We start from the raw sequence: 21,918 nt of genomic DNA, 5'->3' as shown, positions 1-21,918 counted from the left end.
TACTGAATTCAGCATACTGCCCCCCGGATCTGATGAAATACACCTCAATAGATTTTGTCCGAATAAATTATTTCAGGAAATACCAATTTACAAAATGCGCATGTGTGCGTATTGACAAACGCTTTACAAGTCCTGTATCAAAAACAGTCAACCAAGGTTCGTGAATTGCTACAGCTGACTACTTCAAGCCAATTTGTTCAAGGTAATACGTACTTGCCGTTCATACCATAAGTGGTATTTTTAATGTATTCCCATCGCTTTCCGTATTCGCACCCATAAAATTTTAGCGGTGGTTATCAATAATTCTTGACTGGCACTTTGGCAATCACCATCGGCATCTATTTACGGAGACCTTATCACTCGTAGTAGTCAAAGTGCGAAAAGTATCTATCTTGTTTATATAATCTTCTGCTATTCACTTCATATCTTTTTCCTTGACATTCCAAATAATCCACAGATTTAAAAAGTTATAAATATCCCATGAGCATCTTGACATTGAGCTGAAAAATATCCCGTAAGTAAATGATAATTTAAACATAATTAATATGTTAAATAATTAAGCAACCTAAGGAAAGTCCTTAGAAATTTACAAGTTAGCAACTCATGCAAGATGATTGTCCACAAAGTTATCCACAGTTTTTGTGGATAATAGAAAAAACCACAGATTAAATAAGGGGATATTAATACGAATTAATCGCTAGTTAACTTCCAAGGAATAAGAAAACCCATCCTTTTCTAAATGCAGCAGGTGTTTTTTCTTCTGTTATCAGCGAGATTATTTCTTTTTTATGCGTGAAATTTTTAGCAAACAACCGCACTTTGTCATTAAACTAAATAAATGAATCCCCCTTCTGCTTGCCGTTACGATTAAATATTTCTAGTGGGTTTCACCAGAAAATACAGCCCGCCACTATCGCTAATGTATAGAGCCCTTCGGTTTTGCTTAACGCGCTGCGACATCGGTAAGCACTTGACAGTATGTCAAAAGATGCATGCTATCTCTTGATACAATCAATGCTTAGAATATTCAGTATTACAAGGGATGTACGATATGAACTGCTTGAATGTTGCTACTGGTGCGAGAGGGGTAACCGCATATTATGCTGCAAGCCAATATTCATAAGCATTGTGAATTTATGAATCCATAAAGTACCATCATAAATACCATCAAATTTTCTCACTAGAAATAAATATTTATTTTTTTCTAAAGTTATTTCTAAAAATACCGATTAACAAAGTACGCATCAGTGTCATTGGTGCGTATATAAGTAACAGCTGCAAATAATCCTTTATCAAAAACAGTCAGCCAAGGTTAGCGGATTGCCTTGGCTGACTACTCCAAGCAAGTTTCAGCCAGTTTATTCAAGGTAATACGTTCTTGCCGGTCATACCATAAGTGGTATTTGTTCTTGATGTATTCCCATCGTTTGCCGTATTCGCACCAGTAAGACTTTAATGGTGGTAACCATTCATGCGGAGCTTGATCTGATTTGGATTTATTGATTGAATCATTCACTACCAAAAGATTTTCAAAGTCATTTGCAAATGTTCTGCGTTGCGCCTTTGTCCATTTGTCCGCACCATGTCTATGAGCATGTGCCAGCGGCACTATGTGATCAATATCCACGTCTGAAGCTTTGGTGAACGTCTTGCCGGTATAAACTCCATACCATTCACCAGAAATAACAGTGCAATGTTTCGAGTCTTTGAATTGAACAGGTTGTGTACTGGTGGCTATCAATAATTCTTGTCTGGTATTTTGGCAATCACCATCGGCATCTATCCAGCGCGGCCAATCTTTTCTATTGTAGGAAGTAGCTGGTAAAGGGTGATCGGTATAATTAGCGGCTGAATCCTGTTGTAACGGTATATCTCGCTTTTCTATTGCGCAACCTGAAAGCGTTGCCAGAAATGAAATAAGCAAAGCCAAGAAAACTTTTTTCTTCAAATGATTATCCGATATTTTTGGGTTATGGCTATGAACTAAACTAAAAGCTGCAGCACCGATTTCATAAGATTGTAGAGAGATTCGACACCTCGCCACATGTTTTCAAAAAACGTTTTTTCTGAATCGCACGCGCGAATATTTAGGCATGTGCCGGTACTTTATCTTTAAAGTTGTAGAGAATTGAGGGGCGTACCCGATGCCATCTAAATAATAGCCACTAATTCAGCCAAAGTGTTAACCGACCAGTTAACTTTCTTAAGTTTAGCTTTTTATTCAACGTTTTCTTACTGTTGAGATAATATATGCAATGAAAAAAGTTTACGACTTTAATTTTTCGCTACACTATAATTTTTACGGGGTTTGAATCACCCGCACGCTGTTTTTTCCTTCCAAGTACCTTAGCTTGTAAAAAGCTTTTTTGTGCATGTTTATGATAGATGCGGCAGAGTACGGTACTAGATTTTAAAGCTGTATAGATTAAAACCGCCCCTGAGTAGTTATCAAACAAGGCTTAACCCGCTGTGCGATATCCAGTCTCGGAAAACTCTTCAAGATTTTCATTGTTTCAAGGCTTATTCTAATCATACGTTTGGGATATGTTTGAGCAGATAGGCGGCATTGTCCATAGTTTCAATCACACAGTGGTTTGTGCAGATAATTTGCTTTATAGAGTTTACCGCCTGAATGTTCTAAAGTTGATAAACACTCATTCATCGATATTTGTTTAAAATATCAGTTCGAATCCTGACTGTAATTTAAATTAACTTTTTTTAAATTGTTCACGTAATCACATAAATAAGAATCAATCTCGTATGTAACATTCTCGTTTTCATTTGACTCTTTTATCTCAGTAATTGATTTTAAAGTTGGTGTTGATGTGATAAATTCTCCTGATTTAAGTAGTTCAATCGTATTATCCATATCTATTTCCATGTTGCTACCTAAGATCTCTTTTAATTTATTTTTTGTTTCCGATATTTTTGTATATACCAATCTTGAAAAGATATATTGTGATAATGCATCTGCAAAGAAGTATATGGCTGAAACATCAGACTCTTCTTTAAAGTAATCTGTATCCTGATGCTCCACACACACAATGCCAAAAATTGTTCGTTTTTTATCTGTTAATATTTCCAGTTTATCCAAAAACTCTTGATAAAGCGCATTATTCCAGAATGTCATTGGAACAATTAGTATCGAGCTATAATAATCCTCACGATTCTTTTCTGATAGGTCTTTCCAACATTTCTTCCACAATGCTTTAGGTCTGAAGGTATAAGTTAGTGTTTTTTCTCTTATGCAGCTTATATCTAAGCTTGGATTTTTATAGCGTCCCTCTTTTGTTTCCTTGATTAGATTGTTAGATAAATAGTATTTTCCTTTCTTGAAAACATGTTCAAAGCCAGAATCACTTTCAACTGATATGCCTAATAAATCAGCGTCTTGTTTGTCGCCAAATAAAGTTATAACGACGTTCTCGGCTCTTTTCTTAGAAAATCCCTTTATAGAAATTTTTGGGGGCTTCTTACTTCTCCCCTCAAAATATCTATGCATATACTCAATGTTATTTAATGCTGCCTTATGAAATTCTTGATTCAAAAATTTCATCAGATCATTACCTAAAATCAGAAGCTTACCCTTATCCTTATCCTTATCCTTATTTTCCACCTCAAGGCGAATTTTTTTATGCCTTAGAGATGCAAGATACCAATATTGAGTAAATGCTCCTTGATTATAACAAGCCGCTTCACTCAATATCTTCATATACTTAAGGGGCACTAAGAGCTCTTCGGTTGAAAAGTTTTGTTCAGAGTGAATATGCTCAATGTTAAATTTTTGTTCTCTTAATGGATTAAAAAATAAAACAAATGCCTCAAATGCAACTAATCTTGCATGAAGAATTAGATTTCTTAATGATTCCATAGTTTTTTAGCCATTTTGATTGTTGAAGATAATAAAAAAATGCCGAATAACAGACAATCAATCGCAAAAATTAAATATTTTATAAAAGAAAGAACCTCTTTTATAAAATAATCTTGTATATCTAACCAACTAATAATTTCACCTATTCCCAGTGCCGCTGCTGCTATAACCAAAAAAATACTCGCACCAACAACGAGATGAATAACAAAATCAATTAATGGCATTAAGCCATCACGTATCCTATATCTATCATTCATATATTTATTATTTTATATACTTTGGGTTCCATTCTAATCCTAAAATTGCTTTTCAAAACATATTTATGAGACTTAAAATTGACTTATATTTAACTCTAATATGTTTTTGTATATTTGGCCATGCCGGGCTTCATGTTTATATTGGTTGGTCTCCAGTATTTAAAAAAGCTAATCGGGCACTCTATATCGAAAGTTTGAATGGAATTTACCTCCCATCTCTTCCACGGAAGCAAGGAGTATAGGGAAACCATCCCCAAAATCACGCCGCCCTCTGCAAATACAAATACTTCTGAAACTCTATAAACAGCGAACTGATATTTGCAGCTTCACCTAAAATCTCTTTGGCATCCTCTAACGACTGATATTTGTTTATCAGCAAAGTAGGTAACCTTTCCCGATCAAGTTCTTCCACCCCTGTTTCAATATATTTGCTTAACACAAACTCTATAAATTCTTTCTGCTTGCTATCCAGTAATGCAAAAATGGTGGCTTCTGCTGCTGCAACACGTTCTTCCCTTGTCATTGGTTTTGTATCGCTATTGAACACGTATTCCAATACATCAAACAGGTCACTTTTTTCTGCGTCGATGAGCTTTTGCAGCGTTGATAATTCTTCCTTACCAAACCCGGCATCATTCAATTTTTCCAGTAATGTTTTGCGCGTGGTTGGGTTGCTCCAAATAGTGCGTAATTCTTCCTCGCTTTTAAATAGATTGGGTAGTTCACCGAACAGATTATTCAAAAATTCTTCAGCTGAAATGGGCTTGCCGTCGCTGCTCCAAAACGAAGTGGAAATCATGTGCTGTATTTCGCGCTCTTTGCCGTCTTTTAGTTTTATTTTTACCTTCTTATTGCAAATGCAAGGATTTTGGCCACACTTTGGACAAGGTTGCGGCCGTTCCTTTTCACATTCACAAGGCCGTTTGCCGCAAACTCTGCAAGGTTTTGGGGGATCGTTTTCACAAATACAAGGATCATGTCCGCATTCGTAACAAACTTCGATTATTGGCGCACCATCCCACTCAGGATCGGAAAAAAGGTGGTAAGCATCAACGAAATCGTAAATGGTGAAAAATTCTTTGCCGTCAAACAGCCGCGTGCCCCTGCCTATAATCTGCTTAAACTCAATCATTGAGTTAATCGGTCGCATCAGAACAATATTGCGTATGTTTCTGGCATCTACACCCGTGGATAGCTTTTGCGAAGTGGTAAGAATGGTGGGAATCGTTTTCTCGTTGTCCTGGAATTCCCTTAAAAACTGATCGCCGATTTCACCATCATTGGCAGTCACGCGAACACAATAATTCGGGTTGCTGCTGCTCTTGTATTGATTGATTAAATCACGGACTAAAGCAGCGTGTGCTTGCGTAGCACAAAAAATGATCGCCTTTTCATTCTGGCTCGCTTCCTTCAGAAAAATTTGAACTCGTTTCGCCTCTCGTTCTTTTATTTCAATGGATATGTTGAAGTCTGGTTCAGTGTAGAGCCTGCCTTCTTCGATTTCGCCTTCAATGATCTGATCATCGCTGGTGTAGATATACTCATCCAGCGTTGTTTTAATGCGCTTTACTTTGAAAGGTGTAAGAAATCCATCATTAATGCCCTCTTTAAGAGAATAGACATAAACCGGCTCACCAAAATATTGGTAAGTATTAATGTTCTGTTCTTTCTTCGGGGTCGCGGTTAATCCTAACTGAACAGCGGGGGCAAAATATTCCAAAATGCCGCGCCAGTTGCTTTCGTCATTGGCTCCGCCCCGGTGACATTCGTCTATGATGATGAAATCGAAATAATCGGGGGGATATGAACCAAAATAAGGGGTGGGTTTGCCGTCCTTATCAGTGCCGCTCATGAAGGTTTGAAAGATGGTAAAGAAAATGCTGCCATTGGTAGGCACATTGCCATTTCTTCTAATTTCATTCGGCCTTATTCTGACCAATGCATCGTCAGGAAACGATGAAAAAGCATTGTAGGCTTGGTCAGCCAAGATATTCCTGTCAGCCAGGAATAAAATTCTGGGTCTGCGGCTGCCGTCACGCTTCAAATTCCACCGGGTTTGGAATAGCTTCCAGGCAATTTGAAAAGCAATGGCCGTTTTTCCGGTGCCCGTGGCAAGCGTCAATAAAATGCGTTCCCGGTGGTTGGCGATTGCTTCCAGGGCATTTTTTATGGCTATTTCCTGATAGTAGCGAAGTTGCCAAGTGCCGCTTCTATCTTCAAACGGAATGGATGCAAACTCGTCTCTCCATTCGTTTTGAACTGCAAAGGTTTTGTTCCACAACGCTTCGGGGGTCAGATAATCGGAAACCAAACCTTCCGCGCCTGTTTTCATGCAAATGCTGTAAATGGCTTTGCCGTTGGTGGAGTAGGTTGTTTCTAAATTCAGTTTTTCCGCATATTGCTTGGCTTGCGCCACGCCTTCGCCCACTTCCAATTCATCGCTTTTGGCTTCTATGACCGCCAGCTTGATGCCTTTGTAAACCAGCACATAATCGGCAATGAGTTTCTTGGCTCTTACGCCGCCGGTTTGAATTCTGCCTGCAGTAATAAGGTATTCACGAAGGATTTTTGAATCTTCGACAACACCCCAACCACAAGCCTTTAACTTGGGCTCTATTAGCTCCGCTCTGGTGTCTGTTTCGTTCATGTAGCGATATCTTTATCAGTGTTTAATTCGCCACTAAATGCTTTTTGAAGAATGGATTTTTTTAGTTCTTCCAGATCATTTATTTTTTGCTGGTAGATGGCTTCTAGTTTCTTGGTTTTGGCATCGAGGGCATCGAGTTTTTGGACGATGGCTTGTTGTTGGGTTAATGATGGTAATGGAATAGGATATGTCTTTAATTTAGTTCCATTGATATTTGCTTGATTTACACTTGAAATTACAACTGTCTTACCATATTCCATTGCCATTGCACTATTGAGATAATAATTCAAATAATCGGCATCCAATAAATCTTCCTTTCTATGAATACGAATTAGATACCCTGCAAAAATGGCTGGTGTTTCTCCTTTATAAATTGCTGTTTTCCCAACCAGTTCTGGGCTGTTTGTTCGGTTGAACAATACATCATTGTATTTAAGTAAATATTGTTGGTTATCTTCTTTATTATCAGAATAAACAAGACTGTCCCATACAAATCTTCCATTTTGAATATTTCCCATTCTCAATACTGGCAATTTACCGTCATTTTTTGACTTTGAAGATGCCCCATATTCGACCTTATAACAAACGTCTCCTAACTGTTTCCTTACCCATTTTTTATCAGTCAAAACAGATTGCAAATAACTGTCAAAAAGCTCTCTGGCATTTTTCAAGCTCTGTTCGGCATTGGCTTTTGCCTTGGCTATGGTGGCAAAGGCTTTATCTAATATGGCTACGATGCATTGTTGCTCTGGGAGTGGGGGGAGTGGGATTTCAATATTCTTTAAAATAGCAACTGAAGCTACGTTTTGAATTGCTGCTCCACCTGAATATTCTTTCAAACTATCTTGAAAACTTTCACTTTGCATCCATAATTTCAAGAAATTATTTGACACCATTTTTGATGGACTTAGTTTAAGCAGAGCTTGATTGATAATTCCTTTCTTTATGTTTTCTGGAACGATAGCGATTTTACCCATTGTCCCTGAACAGCTCATTATTAAATCACCCGAGTTAAGCTCAAACCGCTTCATTTCATTGAATTTATCATCATCAATGAAATATCTAATGTCGTTGAATTGATCATAAATAGCATGCTGCTGTTCGTAAACAGCATAGCCATCTGGCTTGAAGTTGTTTTTTTTCAAACTACCACCAAACGGGCCTCTTACAAATCCACATATATCACCTAACCTTTTTCTCCCCCAATCTTGCTTCATATCAATTCCAAAATTGAGTCTAATATTTCCGCACTTTCTTTATCCAACGCTCTCATAGCTTCCAAAATTTCCTGTGGTTGGCGTAAGGCAGTTTCAGTTTTCTTATTGGGGTTTTTGGCACTCAGATCAAAGGTGGATTGATCAATGTCTTTTACATCGATGCTCCATGAGTTTTCACTATCGGCAAAGGTTTTCTGAAGCGCTACAAACTCTGCCAAATCGTTTTCATTAAGCGGGTTGGTTTTTCCCAGGTTGCGTTCAAGATTGAGCTGGTAAAACCAAACTTTCTGAGTAGGCGCGCCTTTTTCAAAAAAAAGCACCACTGTTTTCACACCCGCACCGGTAAACGTGCCGCCTGGCAAATCCAGTACCGTATGCAGATTGCAGCTTTCCAGCAAGAGCTTGCGCAGACTGGTGCTGGCATTATCGGTATTGCTTAGAAAAGTATTTTTAATGACCACACCGGCTTTTCCGCCTGCCTTCAGTATTTTGATGAAATGCTGCAAAAACAATGAGGCGGTTTCGCCGGTTTTGATTGGAAAGTTTTGCTGTACTTGAGCGCGTTCTTTACCGCCAAAAGGTGGATTGGCCAGCACCACATCGTAGCGGTCCTTTTCTTGTATATCGGCCAGATTTTCGGCAAGGGTATTGGTATGCACGATGTTCGGGGCTTCCACACCATGCAGAATCATGTTCATGATACCAATGATATACGCCAGTGATTTTTTCTCTTTGCCATAAAAGGTTTTCTTCTGAAGTATTTCGGTTTCACTGGTGTTCAGGCTTTTGCTGGTTCTAAGATAATCGAACGCTTCACACAAAAAACCTGCGCTGCCTGCCGCGCCATCGTAAATTTTATCGCCAATTTTGGGTGTAACCACTTTGACAATAGCTTTAATCAAAGGGCGCGGCGTATAGTATTCGCCGCCGTTACGCCCGGCATTGCCCATATTCTTGATCTTGTCCTCATAGAGGTGGCTCATTTCGTGCTTTTCAGCATGGGTTCTGAATCGCAGCTCATCAATGCGGTTAATGACTTCGCGCAAGTTGTAGCCACTCTGTATGCGGTTTCTCAGTTCGCTGAAAATCTCACCAATTTTGTATTCAACGGTGTCAGCGCTGATTGCATCAGTTTTAAATTTTCTGAGATAGGGGAAAAGTTTATGATCAACAAAATCTTTGAGGTCATCGCCTGTTAATGCTTTGTGATGATCGAGCTTGTCCTCTTTGTTTTTAGGCATAGCCCATATATTCCACTGGAATTCTGGCGCGATGATGCTCGTATAGGTTTTGCCGGTCAATTCAGCGGCTGTGATGCGATCTTTCTCCAAATCATCCAGATATTTCAAGAACAGTACCCAGGAAGTTTGCTCAATATAATCGAGCTCACTGCTGCAACCTGCATCTTTGTGCAGTATGTCGTCTATATTTTTAAACGTCTGTTCAAACACTCGTATCCCTTTTGCCTTGTTATTCTGCTTCGTGATTTTATCGGCAATCTATCTGCGAATCATCCCGGTTAACCATAGGGTGAATGTAACTGCTGCGTATCTATTAGCAAATGGTTACTAGTCCATGCTTTCAAGTAGCTGCTTTTGCTGTTTCAATAATCTCCGCAATTCCTTGTGCAGCCTACTGAATCCATGCTTATAAGCATTCTGGCTTGATCTGGCTTTTCCCTTCAATGTTTTAGCGCCCGTCGATTGTTTCCACGGTTGCCATTTCCTGATGAGTTTGGCCTGTTTCAACCGCTCTTCTGGTGTCCAATGCCGCATGGTTATCCTCGCTTAATAGTTCGTTTTCCGGATTTTTTGTTTTCCCTGCACGTGCGCGTGACGAATGGTTATTTATTTGCTGATGCCCGGCGGCAATATTGGCTTGCTTGGCAATTATTACCGGTGGATTCTTGATTGCGGCCAGTATTTCGGCAGTGCGGGCGCATTGTGCTTGCGCTTTCAATGCCAGTCTCATGTTAGCTTCCATTTGATTCAGAAATTCAGAGTGCGCCGCTTTTCTCGCCAATGTGTTGAAAATCGCGTTTAGCGATACAACTTGCGAGGTCAGTGTCGATTCCAGTTCATTCAAATCACCAGCGATAATCTTTTCTGTTTTTTCCTTCATGACTGCAATGGCCTGGGTGAAATCAATCTCACCGAATAGGGGCTTGGTGAAGGTTTGCGTCGTTAATGTATTCAAAACATCCGGTGAGAATTGCGCTTCAGCCAGCTTGCGTTGCTCGTTTTCGCCTTTTTCGACAGCGACAGTAAGCGTTTGCGCGTTATTCATTGAATGTTCCTTGGATTTGTTTTTTGCCGTCATCATTTCTCACAGTTATGTGCAGATTTTGCATATCTAGTGCGCAATCGGGGTTCAAATTACCCTCGATCTTCAGACTATCAAAAGAACCTAGACAACCATCACTACCATCACTACCATCACTACCATCACTACCATCACTACCATCACTACCATCACTACCATCACTACCATCACTACCATCACTACCATCATTTTAATGAAACACTATACACAGGATAGTGTTTGATAATTTTGAGTGCTGAATCGCTATATAGTGTTTATCTCGCTTTCTATTTCTTTACCTTTGCCCTTGGAAGTCATGATCTGCACGAATGATCTTCCGGTATATCTGGCGGGTTTCTGTTCAATCCCCAATAACTGCGCATAGGGTAGCGGGTCGTTGTGAATGGCATCACGCACACACGACCATATAGCAGATTTCATCACAGCATCAATCCTAAGCCGCAGCAAAACTTGCTTTTCTAGCGCCGCCTTATCATCGCAGCTCAATCGCTTGGTTTCGTTTCTTGTTAAACCAAAATGACGGGCAACTTCGGTATAAAACAAGTTTCGCAACCGGTTCAAATTGCCAATGTTTCCCATAATCTTGTTTCCCCGCATTTTGTTATCCACCAAAGGCAAAATCAGCGCATGTGCATGGGGTGCGCTTTCATCAAGATGAACATCGAATGACAGCAATACCCCCGGAATATTTCTTGTTGTCCAATCCATGCAACATTGAAAGAATGGCCGGGTATCATGCTGGTGCCGGTTAGTAGGCAAGCTGAAAAGGATTTCCAGCGCCATGACTTGATTACTGCGCGGTTTATCAATGCCAGCCTGCACCATCAACACTTTGGCAGTTCGGTCTACTTGCTCAGCCGTTGCCGGGTCAGTCAGTGAATAGTTTAACGATGTCCTGAGCGCTGCAATATGCGCACCCGCACCAAGTTCAGTTTGCAAGGCGCGCTTGTTATGCTTTGCCGCGTTCAGAATACCGTTTTTGCCGTTCACCTTTCCCATGCGGAAAAAGTGACTGCCAGCCATCGCCTAGCTTTCCATTAACCGGGATAAGTAAACGTACAATGACAAGAATTCAATTAAACTGAATGAAGCCACATCCGCGCCTATCCCTAAGTGAGAAAACCGAGCAAGCAACATTTCCAGGCGTTCCAGCCAAGATTCACGATTATGACTCATGGCGATAATCCCCGTTGCGCAGCAGATAGCAGCCGACGCGGTGCGTATCACCGTTTTCAGCAACGATGGTTTGCCACACTGTATCGACTGGGTATCCGTTTTTGCGAAGCTGCATAACTCGCGCTGGCGGGTGATACACTCCAAGACCACGGCTGGCTTCATAGGTATTGATAGAATACATCTTCAACGCCTGCAAAAGCCGTGCGCATTGCTGTTTGGCATCATCCCCGCTAAAATTCCGATTGATTTCTTGAAAAGCCGCTTCTTTTTGGGGCGGTATTTTTTTGTCCATGTTATGCCCCCTGATTACCTGCTGCAATCAACGCTGCACGCAGCTCGCCCACGTTCCAGCAAGTAGTACGCGGCGATAATTTTCGCGGTTTCGGTATACGTCCGGCATTGACACCGCGCCATACACTGGCTGGTGAACAGGCATATAAAGCCTGAACGACAGGCTGCCTTACATTGGCTGTATCAGGGAGTTGATCAAAGTTTTTGAGTGCTTCGGGAATTGTTTCTGATTTGTTACTAAACATCATGTCACCTCTTGAGTTGTTTTAAGGTGATATGAAGTTTAATTACATGATTTATGAGTTACGAGGGAAGAAAGTTATTGTTTTTATTTCCGGAACAACCTTTTATAACTGTTAAACCGGAATAAATTTCATAATAAATTATTCCGGCTTAGCTCCTCAGATCTTGCTTGTGCTAATAGTGCGCCAAAAACCTCTCCAGAAAACATGTACTGACACTTCTTTTTTGTAATCTTTCTAATTCGCTCGGTAAGATCAACACCATACTCATCGGGAAACAATGCATTGCCTAATACATGATATGGAATAGTTGCGTTCTCAATCGCAGCAATCGTAGTTAAATCCCAATAAGGAAGAAGCTGCGATTCAGACCAATCTTGGAAATCTTTAGTTGATAACTGACGCTTAATAAATTTATCAGAGGAATTTCTAGTATCAACTAACCATTTTTTAAATTCATATAAGATTTGCTCATCACTTGAATTAAGATAAATCTCAAGAAATTTACTACCTTCAAACATGTCGTGATTTGCTATTGGCTGGCTGTATTTTCTTTTAATATCAAAATTGCGCTTTATTCCATTAACCCAATCTTCACGATCTACATGAACGGAATAAAGACTTGATAAATCATTTTCAATTTCTATTCTTTTATCTGAATTGAAAAAGAACATGTACGCGTTATACTCGCTCAGTTCCTGAACAGTAGCGAATTTATGTTTATATTCGTTCTCAGTTATTTTGAAATCTCCAAGAATTTCTTCAAGTTCTGAGTAACGAACATCATACCTACAGCTAATTAGGGGTTGTTTCTTTATATTATCAAAGAACTGTATTGCTGCTTCCATTTCCTCGCTGAAATCATCAGGACTCATCAATAAAATCTCTGAATAATAATCAGGGCTCATAAAGATCACTGCTTTATTTTGCCTTTTACTTATTTCTTCTAGCCACTCTTTAGCTGTAAAATTAAACGAGTCACGATAGTTATCTAACTTAAACCACGATGGGATTTTTTTCCAAGTTTCCATAATATCCCTTTATTCAGAAAGTCTTGTTCGATCTTTCTGAAAATTGACCACTTTTGCACCCGCTGCCAGTTCATCCAAATAATCTGCCCACCAGTTCATCATTTCCCGTCGTTTTGGCAAGTGTTCGGCGTAGTTATATGCGGCCACCACTTTATTGCGTTCCGCATGGGCAAGTTGCCGCTCAATCGCTTCATGCGGCCAGCCATGCTCATGTAGCAGTGTGCTGGCCATGCTGCGGAAACCGTGGCCGGTCATTTCGTCCTTTTCATACCCCATGCGCCGCAATGCGCCGTTGACGGTATTTTCGGACATCGGGCGGGCACCACTGCGTATGCTCGGGAAGATATATTGACCGTCGCCAGTCAATGGATGAATCGATTGCAAAATTTCAATCGCTTGACGGGATAATGGCACGATATGCACTTCACCCATTTTCATTTTGTGGCCGGGTATGCGCCATTCTTTTTTATCAAAATCGATTTCCGACCATTCGGCATGACGCAATTCACCAGGGCGCACAAATACCAGTGGTGCAAGCTGCAAGGCACATCTGGTGATGAAAGAACCGCTAAAACCATTAATCGCGCGCAGTAATGCGCCAATGGCTTTAGGGTCGGTGATGCTGGCATGGTGTTTGACTTTAACCGGTGTCAATGCACCCCTCAAATCCCCGCTAGGATCGCGTTCCGCGCGTCCGGTCGCCACGGCATAGCGAAACACCCGCCCGGCATATTCGCGGCAACGCTGCGCTTTTTCATGTGCCCCACGGCTTTCTATCTTGCGCAATACCACCAGCAAATCCGGTGCGGCAATATCCTTGATGACACGATTGCCTAGCCACGGAAAAATATCTTTTTCCAGATACCGCTTGATATTGTTCGCCGTCGATTCCGCCCATGTTTTGCTGGTTTTCGCGTGCCATTCCAACGCTACAGCTTTGAAAGTATTTTCTGCTGCGGTGCGCACAATGTGTTTATTGATGGCTTTAGTTATTGCCGGATCAATATCTTTGGCAAGTTGATCTTTTGCTTCATCTCGTTTCTTTCTGGCATCAACCAACGATACTGCGGGATATACGCCTATTGCTAAAGTCTTTTGCTTGCCTGCGAAACGGTAATTCATGCGCCAATATTTACCGGTGGAATTCACCAATAAATACAACCCACTACTATCGCTTATTTTATAGGGCTTCTCTTTTGCTTTAGCTTGGCGTACTGCGACATCAGTAAGCATTTGATGGTATCTGGCATGTTGGTATCTAAAAGTACCATCAAAAGTACCAACAATTTGATGGTATGTCAAAAGATAACATGCTATCTCTTGATACGATCAATTTCTTAAATTCTTTGTAATTACAAGGTATTTGATACGATATGAAACCACTTGAATGTTGCTACTGGTGCCGAGAGGGGGAATCGAACCCCCATGATGTCACCATCGCGGGATTTTGAGTCCCGTGCGTCTACCAATTCCGCCATCTCGGCCAAACAATTTGCCTGTTTTGAATAAACAGAAGGCGCAATTATCACTGAAAAGCCGAAGTACAGCAAGCCGCATGGGCGGAAAACATGCTGCGCCGGTATAATAGGCGGCATGAAGACTCAGGATTTTGATTTTTATCTGCCCGCCGAATTGATCGCACAGTTTCCCGCCGAGCAACGCACCGGCAGCCGTTTGCTCTATTTGGACAGCAATAATCATCAATGGCAGGACGCGTTATTTTCAAATTTATCCAGCTTCCTGCGCGCCGGAGATGTCATGGTGTTTAATGATACCCAGGTAATTAAGGCGCGCATGTTCGGAAAAAAAGATAGTGGCGGCAAGGTGGAAGTGATGGTGGAGCGAATACTCGATGATCGCCATGTTCTGGCAGCTATACGTGCCAGCCATGCTCCCAAACCGGACTCAACTTTACTGCTGGCGGATGCGATAACGGCGACCGTGATCGCGCGTGAGCAAGAGTTTTATACCTTGCGCTTTGAACATGAAAAAACGACAGCGGAATTACTGGAATGCTACGGTCAATTGCCGTTGCCTCCCTATATCGCCCGCCCGGCGACCGCGGCAGATGAAGCGCGTTATCAAACAGTTTACGCAAGAAATGCAGGAGCTGTTGCGGCACCAACCGCGGGGCTGCATTTCGATACCGGCATGATGGATCAATTACGGGCGATGGGCATCACCATTGCCTATGTCACTTTGCATGTCGGCGCCGGAACATTTCAGCCGGTGCGGGTTGAAAATATCGCTGATCACACCATGCACAGCGAAACTTACCATATCCCGCAGGCCACCGTGGATGCGATCCGGCAAGCCAAACTATCGGGAGGGCGCATTCTCGCCGTCGGTACGACATCGCTACGAGCGCTGGAATCCTGTGCATCGTCTCATCATGACCAATTGATCGCAGGGTATGGCGATACGCGGATTTTCATTACACCGGGCTATCATTTTCAAGTAGTCGAGCGATTATTGACCAACTTTCATTTGCCCTGCTCAACACTGCTGATGCTGGTTTCCGCTTTTGCCGACATGGAAAACATCCGGCTTGCTTATCGGCATGCCGTAACTGAGCGCTACCGTTTTTTTAGCTATGGAGACGCCATGCTGATTGAGAGAAAATCATGAAATTTCAGTTACATTCCACTGACAAGGCAGCCCGTCGCGGCACCTTGACCTTAGCGCACGGCACAGTCGAAACACCGGTTTTCATGCCGGTAGGAACTTATGGCGCGGTCAAAAGCATGCCACCCGCTGCATTGCAAGCAACGAACGCACAAATCATTCTGGGTAACACATTCCATTTATGGCTGCGCCCTGGATTAGAAGTGATCGATGCACATGGCGGATTGCATGATTTCATGGGTTGGCGCGGCCCGATACTCACCGATTCCGGCGGGTTTCAGGTCTATAGCTTGGGCGATTTGCGCAAAATCACCGAGCAAGGCGTGCATTTCAAATCACCGGTCAACGGTGACAACTGTTTTCTGTCACCGGAAGAATCGATGCGGATTCAACGCACGCTCAATTCCGATATTGTGATGATCTTTGATGAGTGCACTCCGTATCCGGCAGATGAACCGACCACTCAACTCTCGATGGAACTCAGTCTGCGCTGGGCGGAACGCTCCAAACAAGCGCATCACGGCAATCCGAATGCATTGTTCGGTATCGTACAAGGCGGCATGTACGAACAGCTGCGTGATCAATCGTTTGCTGGTTTATATCGCATCGGTTTTGACGGCTATGCGATCGGCGGATTATCCGTCGGCGAACCCAAAGCGGACATGCAGCGCATCCTCAAACATACCGCACCGCTGCTACCCGTTGATCAACCGCGTTATTTGATGGGTGTCGGCACACCGGCGGATATTGTGCACGCCGTGGCACACGGCATTGATATGTTCGATTGCGTATTGCCGACGCGAAATGCGCGCAATGGTTGGCTGTATACGCGTCATGGCATTATTAAATTACGTAATAGCCGCTACCGGCTCGATACATCGCCTCCGGACGAACACTGCGGTTGCTACACCTGCCAGCATTTCAGCCGCGCTTATCTGCATCATTTGCAACGCATCAACGAAATGCTGGGAGCGCATCTGAATACCGTACACAACTTGTATTATTACCAGCAATTGATGCAAGAAATCCGCAGCGCAATCGAAAACCAACAATTTGAAGAATATGCACAAGAATTTCTGGCATAAGCGGTCATCATGCTAATATGTACCTTTTTTCAGAAAAGGAGAATTTTATGCTGATTAATGATGCATTTGCCCAAGCTGCCGCGTCAACGCAAGCTGACGCAGACTGGCTGAGCCTATTATCGATGTTCGGAATACTTGTCTTATTTTATTTCCTGCTGATCCGCCCGCAGGCCAAACGCGCCAAAGAGCAAAAACAGATGGTGGAAGGATTGCAGAGAGGCGATGAAGTCATTACCAACGGCGGCATTCTCGGTCAGGTTCTGAATGTCAGCGAAGCTTATGTGATTATCGAAATAGCACCGGCTATCGAAGTCACCGCGCTTAAATCCTCGGTGCAAACCCTATTGCCCAAAGGAACACTGAAAAGTATCGAGCCGAAAGGAAAAACTCAAAAATCCAAAACAACCAAAACAACAACCGCCTCGGAAAACAGTGCCGCCGAAACCACGGAGAGCCATGATACTGACGCTGGCAATGTTGACAAAAAATAACCACGCATACCGTGGCGGAAGGAATAGTTATTGAATCGCTTGCCGTCACATATCTTTCTTATCTTTTATCATTAATTAATACTTAACTGACACCCATGAACCGCTACGCACTTTGGCAATACTTGATTATTGCGGTTTCACTGCTACTCGGCTTGCTGTATACATTGCCGAATTTTTACGGCGAATCGCCCGCAGTACAGATCTCCCCTTTACGGACGTCCGCAAGCACTGATACCGCCTTGTTGCAACGCGTTGAAGACGCATTAAAACAAGCCAACCTTGGAACGGATGGAATGCTCCTTGAAGAGGGAAGCATTAAAGTACGTTTCGCCGATACTGAGACCCAAATCAAAGCAAAAGATTTGCTGGAATCAACTTTGGGTAATGACTATATCACTGCGCTAAACTTACTACCCAATTCTCCCCAGTGGCTGACCGATCTCGGCGCATTGCCGATGTATCTGGGGTTGGATCTGCGCGGTGGCGTGCATTTCATGCTGGCCGTCGATATGGAAGGCGCGCATGAAAAATCACTGGATCGTTACAGCGCTGATATCCGCGGCAAATTACGCGAACAAAAAATTTCCTATACCGGCCTGGAAAAACAAGCCAAGAAACTGACTTTGAAATTTCGCGACGCTGAATCACGCACCAAAGCGGAAGCTGAGTTAAAGTCGAATTATCCCGACCTTGGTTTCAAGGAAGAGAATGTCGATAGCCGCTACCATCTCGTCGCTACGATTAAATCCGAGGCACTCGCGCGCATGCAAGAGTCAGCGGTGTTGCAGAACATCACAACCCTGCGTAATCGCGTTAATGAACTGGGCGTCGCTGAACCGATCATCCAGAAAGCCGGATCGGATCGCGTCATCGTGCAATTGCCGGGGGTGCAAGATACCGCCAAAGCAAAAGATATTCTGGGACGGACAGCCACCCTGGAAGTTCGCATGGTCGATGACGAGCATGATCTCGATGCCGCGTTGCAGGGCAAGGTGCCCGCGGGTACCGAGCTGTATGAAGAGCGTGGTGGAAGCCCAGTGCTTGTTAAAAAACAAGTATTGTTGACCGGTGAGCATATCACCGATGCTCAATCGGGGTTTGATAAGGACAATCAACCCGCAGTACATCTCAATTTAGACAATGGCGGATCGCGCATTTTCAAACAATTAACACGGGATAATGTCGGCAAAAGAATGGCCATTCTGCTAATTGAGAAAAATAAGGCGGAAGTCATCACCGCACCGGTCATTCGTGAAGAAATCGGCGGTGGACGCGTACAGATCAGCGGGCGCATGACCAGCAGGGAAGCGCGCGATGTTGCGTTATTGCTGCGCGCTGGCGCTTTGGCAGCACCGATGGATATCATTGAAGAGCGCACAGTAGGACCAAGCTTGGGCGCAGAGAATATTGCCCGAGGCTACAACTCGACCTTATATGGCTTCTTGGGCGTCGCTATCTTCATTGCCATTTACTACACGGCGTTCGGTATGATCTCGGTCGTTGCACTGGCCATGAATCTATTACTGCTGGTCGGTTTATTATCCATCATGCAGGCTACGCTGACACTTCCGGGAATGGCTGCACTGGCCTTGACGGTCGGTATGGCGATTGATGCCAACGTGTTGATCAATGAACGGATTAGGGATGAGTTACGCGCTGGCGCTTCGCCGCAATTAGCTATTCATGCGGGATTCGAGCGAGCCTTCGGCACGATTGTGGATTCCAACATCACCACCCTCATTGCCGGTATTGCACTGTTTGCTTTCGGTTCAGGTCCGGTGAAAGGATTTGCGGTAGTACTTTGCTTAGGCATTATGACTTCCGTATTTACAGCAACTTTTGTGTCCAGAGGCATGGTGAATCTAATATATGGTAATCGCCGATTGGATCACGTTCCGATTGGAAAAATCTGGATACCGGAACAAAATAAGACTAATCAGAGAACTGCATTAGCTCGTAGCAAAGCAAGCGAAGAATCGATCGATATTCAGAACAGAGTTACAAAACAGCTTGAAGCTAAAACCGAAGTCATTCAACGAGCTGATCTTGATGTTCAAGCCGAATCGAGCGAAAGAAAACCGGGTAAAGCTAAAAACAAGCGAAAATCATCTGATACCAAGCAACCCAAAGCTGACTAATCAGATCTATAAGGAAGTAAATCATGGAATTTTTTAGATTTAATCATAACATCCCCTTTATGCGATGGAGACGGGTCGGGGCTGTCATTTCAATTGTGACATTTGCCCTATCTATTTTCTTCATTACCACAAAAGGACTCAATCTCGGTGTGGACTTCACGGGCGGAACCGTACTGGAAGTCAGTTACAATCAAGCCGCTGATCTCGAGAGAGTCAGAGGTGTACTCACCGATCTCGGTATGTCTGACGCCAGCGTGCAAAATTTCGGCACCTCTCGTGAGGTTTTGATTCGCTTACCAATTAAAACAGAGGTTTCCAGTGCACAGTTGTCTGAAACTGTCATGAGTGCATTAAGACAAGCAGATTCTTCGGTCGAAATGAAACGAGTTGAATTTGTCGGACCACAAGTCGGCGCGGAATTACTGGAAAATGGTGCACTGGCTTTGCTATTTGTTTCTCTTGGTATCGTTGCCTACTTGGCAGTGCGATTCGAGTGGAAATTTGGCGTATCGGGCATTATTGCCAACTTGCATGACGTTGTTATCATCGTTGGCTGCTTTGCTTTCTTTCAGTGGGAATTTTCGCTCACCGTGCTCGCCGCCATATTAGCCATACTGGGTTACTCCGTTAATGAGTCAGTCGTTATTTTCGATCGGATCCGCGAGAATTTTCGTAAATATCGCAAAGCATCCATTACCGAAGTCATCGATAGCGCCATTACAGAAACGATGTCACGCACGATTATTACCCATGGAAGTACACAAATGGTCGTCATCGCAATGCTATTATTCGGCGGTGAAGTGCTTCACTATTTTGCATTGGCATTAACCATTGGGATTTTGTTCGGGATTTATTCGTCAATTATGGTCGGCAGCTCAATCATCATGCTGCTGGGTGTCAAACGCGAAGATCTTGTTAAGATTGAGAAAAAACCCCTGGAAAATGATGGCGCGGTTGTATAAGGTTTTACAATTACATGAATGAGTCAACTATTAGTACCCGTTGACCATAAATCGCGCATTTCTAATTTCTGAATAGAAAAAAGCACAACAGGAAATTCCCTGTTGTGCTTTTTACATTTTTGGACTTGCTATATTTTTCAATCAGCTTTCGGTTTACGCTTCCGCAAGAAGAAGAAAGCGGCAACAGCGAGGACCAATACAACCGGTGCAATAATCGCTACTTTCGGGGTCGGACGGCCTTCACCTACCGAGAACGGAAAGCGTGATACATAGTCCTGCGCTCCACCCGTCACCGTCACCAGCCCTACAAACTTGCCTTTCTCCGGAAAGGTGTGATCTACCGTAATTGATGCCGATGGATATACTTTCGGTGGTAAGTGGAATACTGTGATCTCATCCAGGTTCGCTTCCGATCCCGTGTCACGAATAATCCGCACTTCCGTTTTCAGCGGCCGTAATTCTTCTTGGATGTAGTCCAGTGCTATCACGGTCTTGCCTGTTTCCGGTATGTCTTCACAGAATTCTTCTTCCTGCGATAAGGGTTGATAGCCGGTAAAGTGCATCCGGTACGGCCCTACCGTCAGTACGCACATGTCTTCAGCCAGTGCCAAACCACCGTGCGCTTGTGCTTGTGCGGTAAATATCATGCCCGTTGCGAGTATAATCGCGAATAATGTTTGCTTCATTTCTATTAGTCTTGCTGACATCGTTTGGATTTCCTGTGTCTATGAATGGTTAGTCTCTAATATGCTTTGTCTGCTATAGGATCTCAGTTCTTGTTGGCCCGGCGTGTTGCCAGCCAGTCTCTGAAACGCCTTGACCGGATGAGTTTATACCCAAGTATTGTGGTCAGCAATAGGCCGACTGCCGGTCCTATGGTGGCTCTGAATACTTCGGCGTAGTTGATCATTTCCACCCGTAAATGATATTCGTAGTTCAGTGGTGGTACGCCTTCAGCAGTAATCAATACCAGATATTTCCCTTGTTCCAGAGGGCTTTGTGTGCTGATCACACCGTCCTGATACATCGCTGGATGCAGGCTTGTGATCGTATCCCCTTCGCCAGCTTTGCTGCCTTTCATAACTTTTACGCCTATCGGCATCTCACGCAGTGCAGGGTCTACTAAATCTATAACGAGTATGGCATTGCCCGCTTTGGGTATTTCCGTGCAGTAATGTCCTTCTTCGTTTACTTGTGGCTGATAGGTACTGAGGTGAATCATGTTTTCGCCGATCCGGCGCATGCAGTTGTCTTCTTCCATCGCTACTTTGCCATGTGCGCCAGCTGTACCGGCATACAGTGCCATAACGAGTGTAAAGACTGCTGTCCCCGTTTGTGCTATTTGCCTGACCACGACAAATCCTCCTTTTGGATAAGCGCCTCTAATTGTGCCAGTTCTTTTGTCCGCATTCTTTTAATACCCTAAATTTTTACTCTTTTCTCTACCGATAAAAAAACCGGTACACCGGCTGTCTTTCGACAGTGGTGTACCGGTGTTGATACTAACTTCTCTTACAGTTTGGTAAAGACTGGAATTACCGCGCCAGCAATACTGTTGATATA

General features: G+C 43.2%; 19 protein-coding genes and 1 tRNA gene. 5 read left to right on the top strand and 15 right to left on the bottom strand.

All coding sequences use genetic code 11. From position 1 onward, the window contains the following. Positions 1-1,333 precede the first annotated feature (1,333 nt). The 13 genes from BLU57_RS01560 to BLU57_RS01500 all read right to left on the bottom strand — a co-directional run bounded on the left by BLU57_RS01560 (position 1,334) and on the right by BLU57_RS01500 (position 14,538). Complete coding sequence (locus BLU57_RS01560) at positions 1,334-1,948, bottom strand: GmrSD restriction endonuclease domain-containing protein (RefSeq protein ID WP_090315344.1); 615 nt, start codon at positions 1,946-1,948, stop codon at positions 1,334-1,336. Positions 1,949-2,680: 732 nt separating this feature from the next. Next, on the bottom strand, positions 2,681-3,871 hold the full coding sequence (locus BLU57_RS01555) for a hypothetical protein (protein WP_090315342.1): 1,191 nt from the start codon (positions 3,869-3,871) through the stop codon (positions 2,681-2,683). Further along, complete coding sequence (locus tag BLU57_RS01550; RefSeq protein ID WP_143026927.1) at positions 3,859-4,095, bottom strand: hypothetical protein; 237 nt, start codon at positions 4,093-4,095, stop codon at positions 3,859-3,861. The genes BLU57_RS01555 and BLU57_RS01550 overlap by 13 nt, the downstream gene beginning before the upstream one ends. Before the next feature lie 292 nt (positions 4,096-4,387). After that, on the bottom strand, positions 4,388-6,775 hold the full coding sequence (hsdR, locus tag BLU57_RS01545) for an EcoAI/FtnUII family type I restriction enzme subunit R (RefSeq protein ID WP_090315338.1): 2,388 nt from the start codon (positions 6,773-6,775) through the stop codon (positions 4,388-4,390). Beyond that, on the bottom strand, positions 6,772-7,992 hold the full coding sequence (locus tag BLU57_RS01540) for a restriction endonuclease subunit S (RefSeq protein WP_090315336.1): 1,221 nt from the start codon (positions 7,990-7,992) through the stop codon (positions 6,772-6,774). Before BLU57_RS01540 ends, hsdR begins: the two co-directional genes overlap by 4 nt. Further along, the gene (locus tag BLU57_RS01535; RefSeq protein ID WP_090315334.1) at positions 7,989-9,443 is read right to left on the bottom strand and encodes a class I SAM-dependent DNA methyltransferase; all 1,455 of its coding nucleotides are present in this window, start codon (positions 9,441-9,443) and stop codon (positions 7,989-7,991) included. The genes BLU57_RS01540 and BLU57_RS01535 overlap by 4 nt, the downstream gene beginning before the upstream one ends. A 238-nt stretch (positions 9,444-9,681) precedes the next feature. Further along, entirely contained in the window at positions 9,682-10,278 is a 597-nt protein-coding gene (locus BLU57_RS01530) for a hypothetical protein (protein ID WP_143026926.1), read from the bottom strand. 279 nt (positions 10,279-10,557) lie between these two features. Beyond that, positions 10,558-11,337, bottom strand: a complete 780-nt coding sequence (locus BLU57_RS01525) for a plasmid recombination protein (protein WP_090315330.1) — start codon at positions 11,335-11,337, stop codon at positions 10,558-10,560. 142 nt (positions 11,338-11,479) lie between these two features. Then, positions 11,480-11,782, bottom strand: a complete 303-nt coding sequence (locus BLU57_RS01520) for a helix-turn-helix domain-containing protein (protein ID WP_090315328.1) — start codon at positions 11,780-11,782, stop codon at positions 11,480-11,482. Position 11,783: 1 nt separating this feature from the next. After that, positions 11,784-12,029, bottom strand: coding sequence for a helix-turn-helix transcriptional regulator (locus BLU57_RS01515; RefSeq protein WP_090315326.1), 246 nt, complete (start codon positions 12,027-12,029; stop codon positions 11,784-11,786). 125 nt (positions 12,030-12,154) lie between these two features. Further along, positions 12,155-13,054 (bottom strand): DUF6387 family protein, encoded by a 900-nt coding sequence (locus BLU57_RS01510; RefSeq protein WP_090315324.1) that lies wholly within the window; start codon positions 13,052-13,054, stop codon positions 12,155-12,157. Positions 13,055-13,063: 9 nt separating this feature from the next. Continuing rightward, entirely contained in the window at positions 13,064-14,287 is a 1,224-nt protein-coding gene (locus tag BLU57_RS01505; protein ID WP_090315323.1) for a tyrosine-type recombinase/integrase, read from the bottom strand. 164 nt (positions 14,288-14,451) lie between these two features. Beyond that, positions 14,452-14,538, bottom strand: a tRNA-Leu gene (locus tag BLU57_RS01500). 109 nt (positions 14,539-14,647) lie between these two features. On the opposite strand from BLU57_RS01500, the gene queA reads away from it, so the two are divergent. The 5 genes from queA (at position 14,648) to secF (ending at position 20,355) form a co-directional block, all read left to right on the top strand. Next, positions 14,648-15,682, top strand: a complete 1,035-nt coding sequence (gene queA / locus BLU57_RS01495; RefSeq protein WP_090315321.1) for a tRNA preQ1(34) S-adenosylmethionine ribosyltransferase-isomerase QueA — start codon at positions 14,648-14,650, stop codon at positions 15,680-15,682. Next, positions 15,679-16,764, top strand: a complete 1,086-nt coding sequence (gene tgt, locus BLU57_RS01490; RefSeq protein ID WP_090315320.1) for a tRNA guanosine(34) transglycosylase Tgt — start codon at positions 15,679-15,681, stop codon at positions 16,762-16,764. The genes queA and tgt overlap by 4 nt, the downstream gene beginning before the upstream one ends. 47 nt (positions 16,765-16,811) lie before the next feature. Then, entirely contained in the window at positions 16,812-17,255 is a 444-nt protein-coding gene (gene yajC / locus BLU57_RS01485) for a preprotein translocase subunit YajC (RefSeq protein WP_090315317.1), read from the top strand. Between the two features lie 95 nt (positions 17,256-17,350). Further along, positions 17,351-19,393 (top strand): protein translocase subunit SecD, encoded by a 2,043-nt coding sequence (gene secD / locus BLU57_RS01480; protein ID WP_090315314.1) that lies wholly within the window; start codon positions 17,351-17,353, stop codon positions 19,391-19,393. A 23-nt stretch (positions 19,394-19,416) separates the two neighbouring features. Continuing rightward, positions 19,417-20,355 carry a protein translocase subunit SecF gene (gene secF / locus BLU57_RS01475; RefSeq protein WP_090315312.1) on the top strand — a complete coding sequence of 313 codons (939 nt, stop codon included), beginning with the start codon at positions 19,417-19,419 and terminating at the stop codon, positions 20,353-20,355. A gap of 137 nt (positions 20,356-20,492) precedes the next feature. On the opposite strand, the gene BLU57_RS01470 is transcribed toward secF, so the two are convergent. Both BLU57_RS01470 and BLU57_RS01465 read right to left on the bottom strand, forming a co-directional pair. Beyond that, entirely contained in the window at positions 20,493-21,062 is a 570-nt protein-coding gene (locus tag BLU57_RS01470) for a hypothetical protein (RefSeq protein WP_090315310.1), read from the bottom strand. A gap of 62 nt (positions 21,063-21,124) precedes the next feature. Next, positions 21,125-21,709, bottom strand: a complete 585-nt coding sequence (locus BLU57_RS01465) for a hypothetical protein (RefSeq protein ID WP_090315308.1) — start codon at positions 21,707-21,709, stop codon at positions 21,125-21,127. Positions 21,710-21,918 lie beyond the last annotated feature (209 nt).

Origin of the sequence: Nitrosomonas oligotropha, assembly GCF_900106555.1 — a bacterium.
GTDB classification, from domain to species: domain Bacteria; phylum Pseudomonadota; class Gammaproteobacteria; order Burkholderiales; family Nitrosomonadaceae; genus Nitrosomonas; species Nitrosomonas oligotropha_A.
The sequence above is the reverse complement of the archived record's forward strand: the minus strand, read 5'-3'. Positions and strand labels throughout refer to the sequence as shown.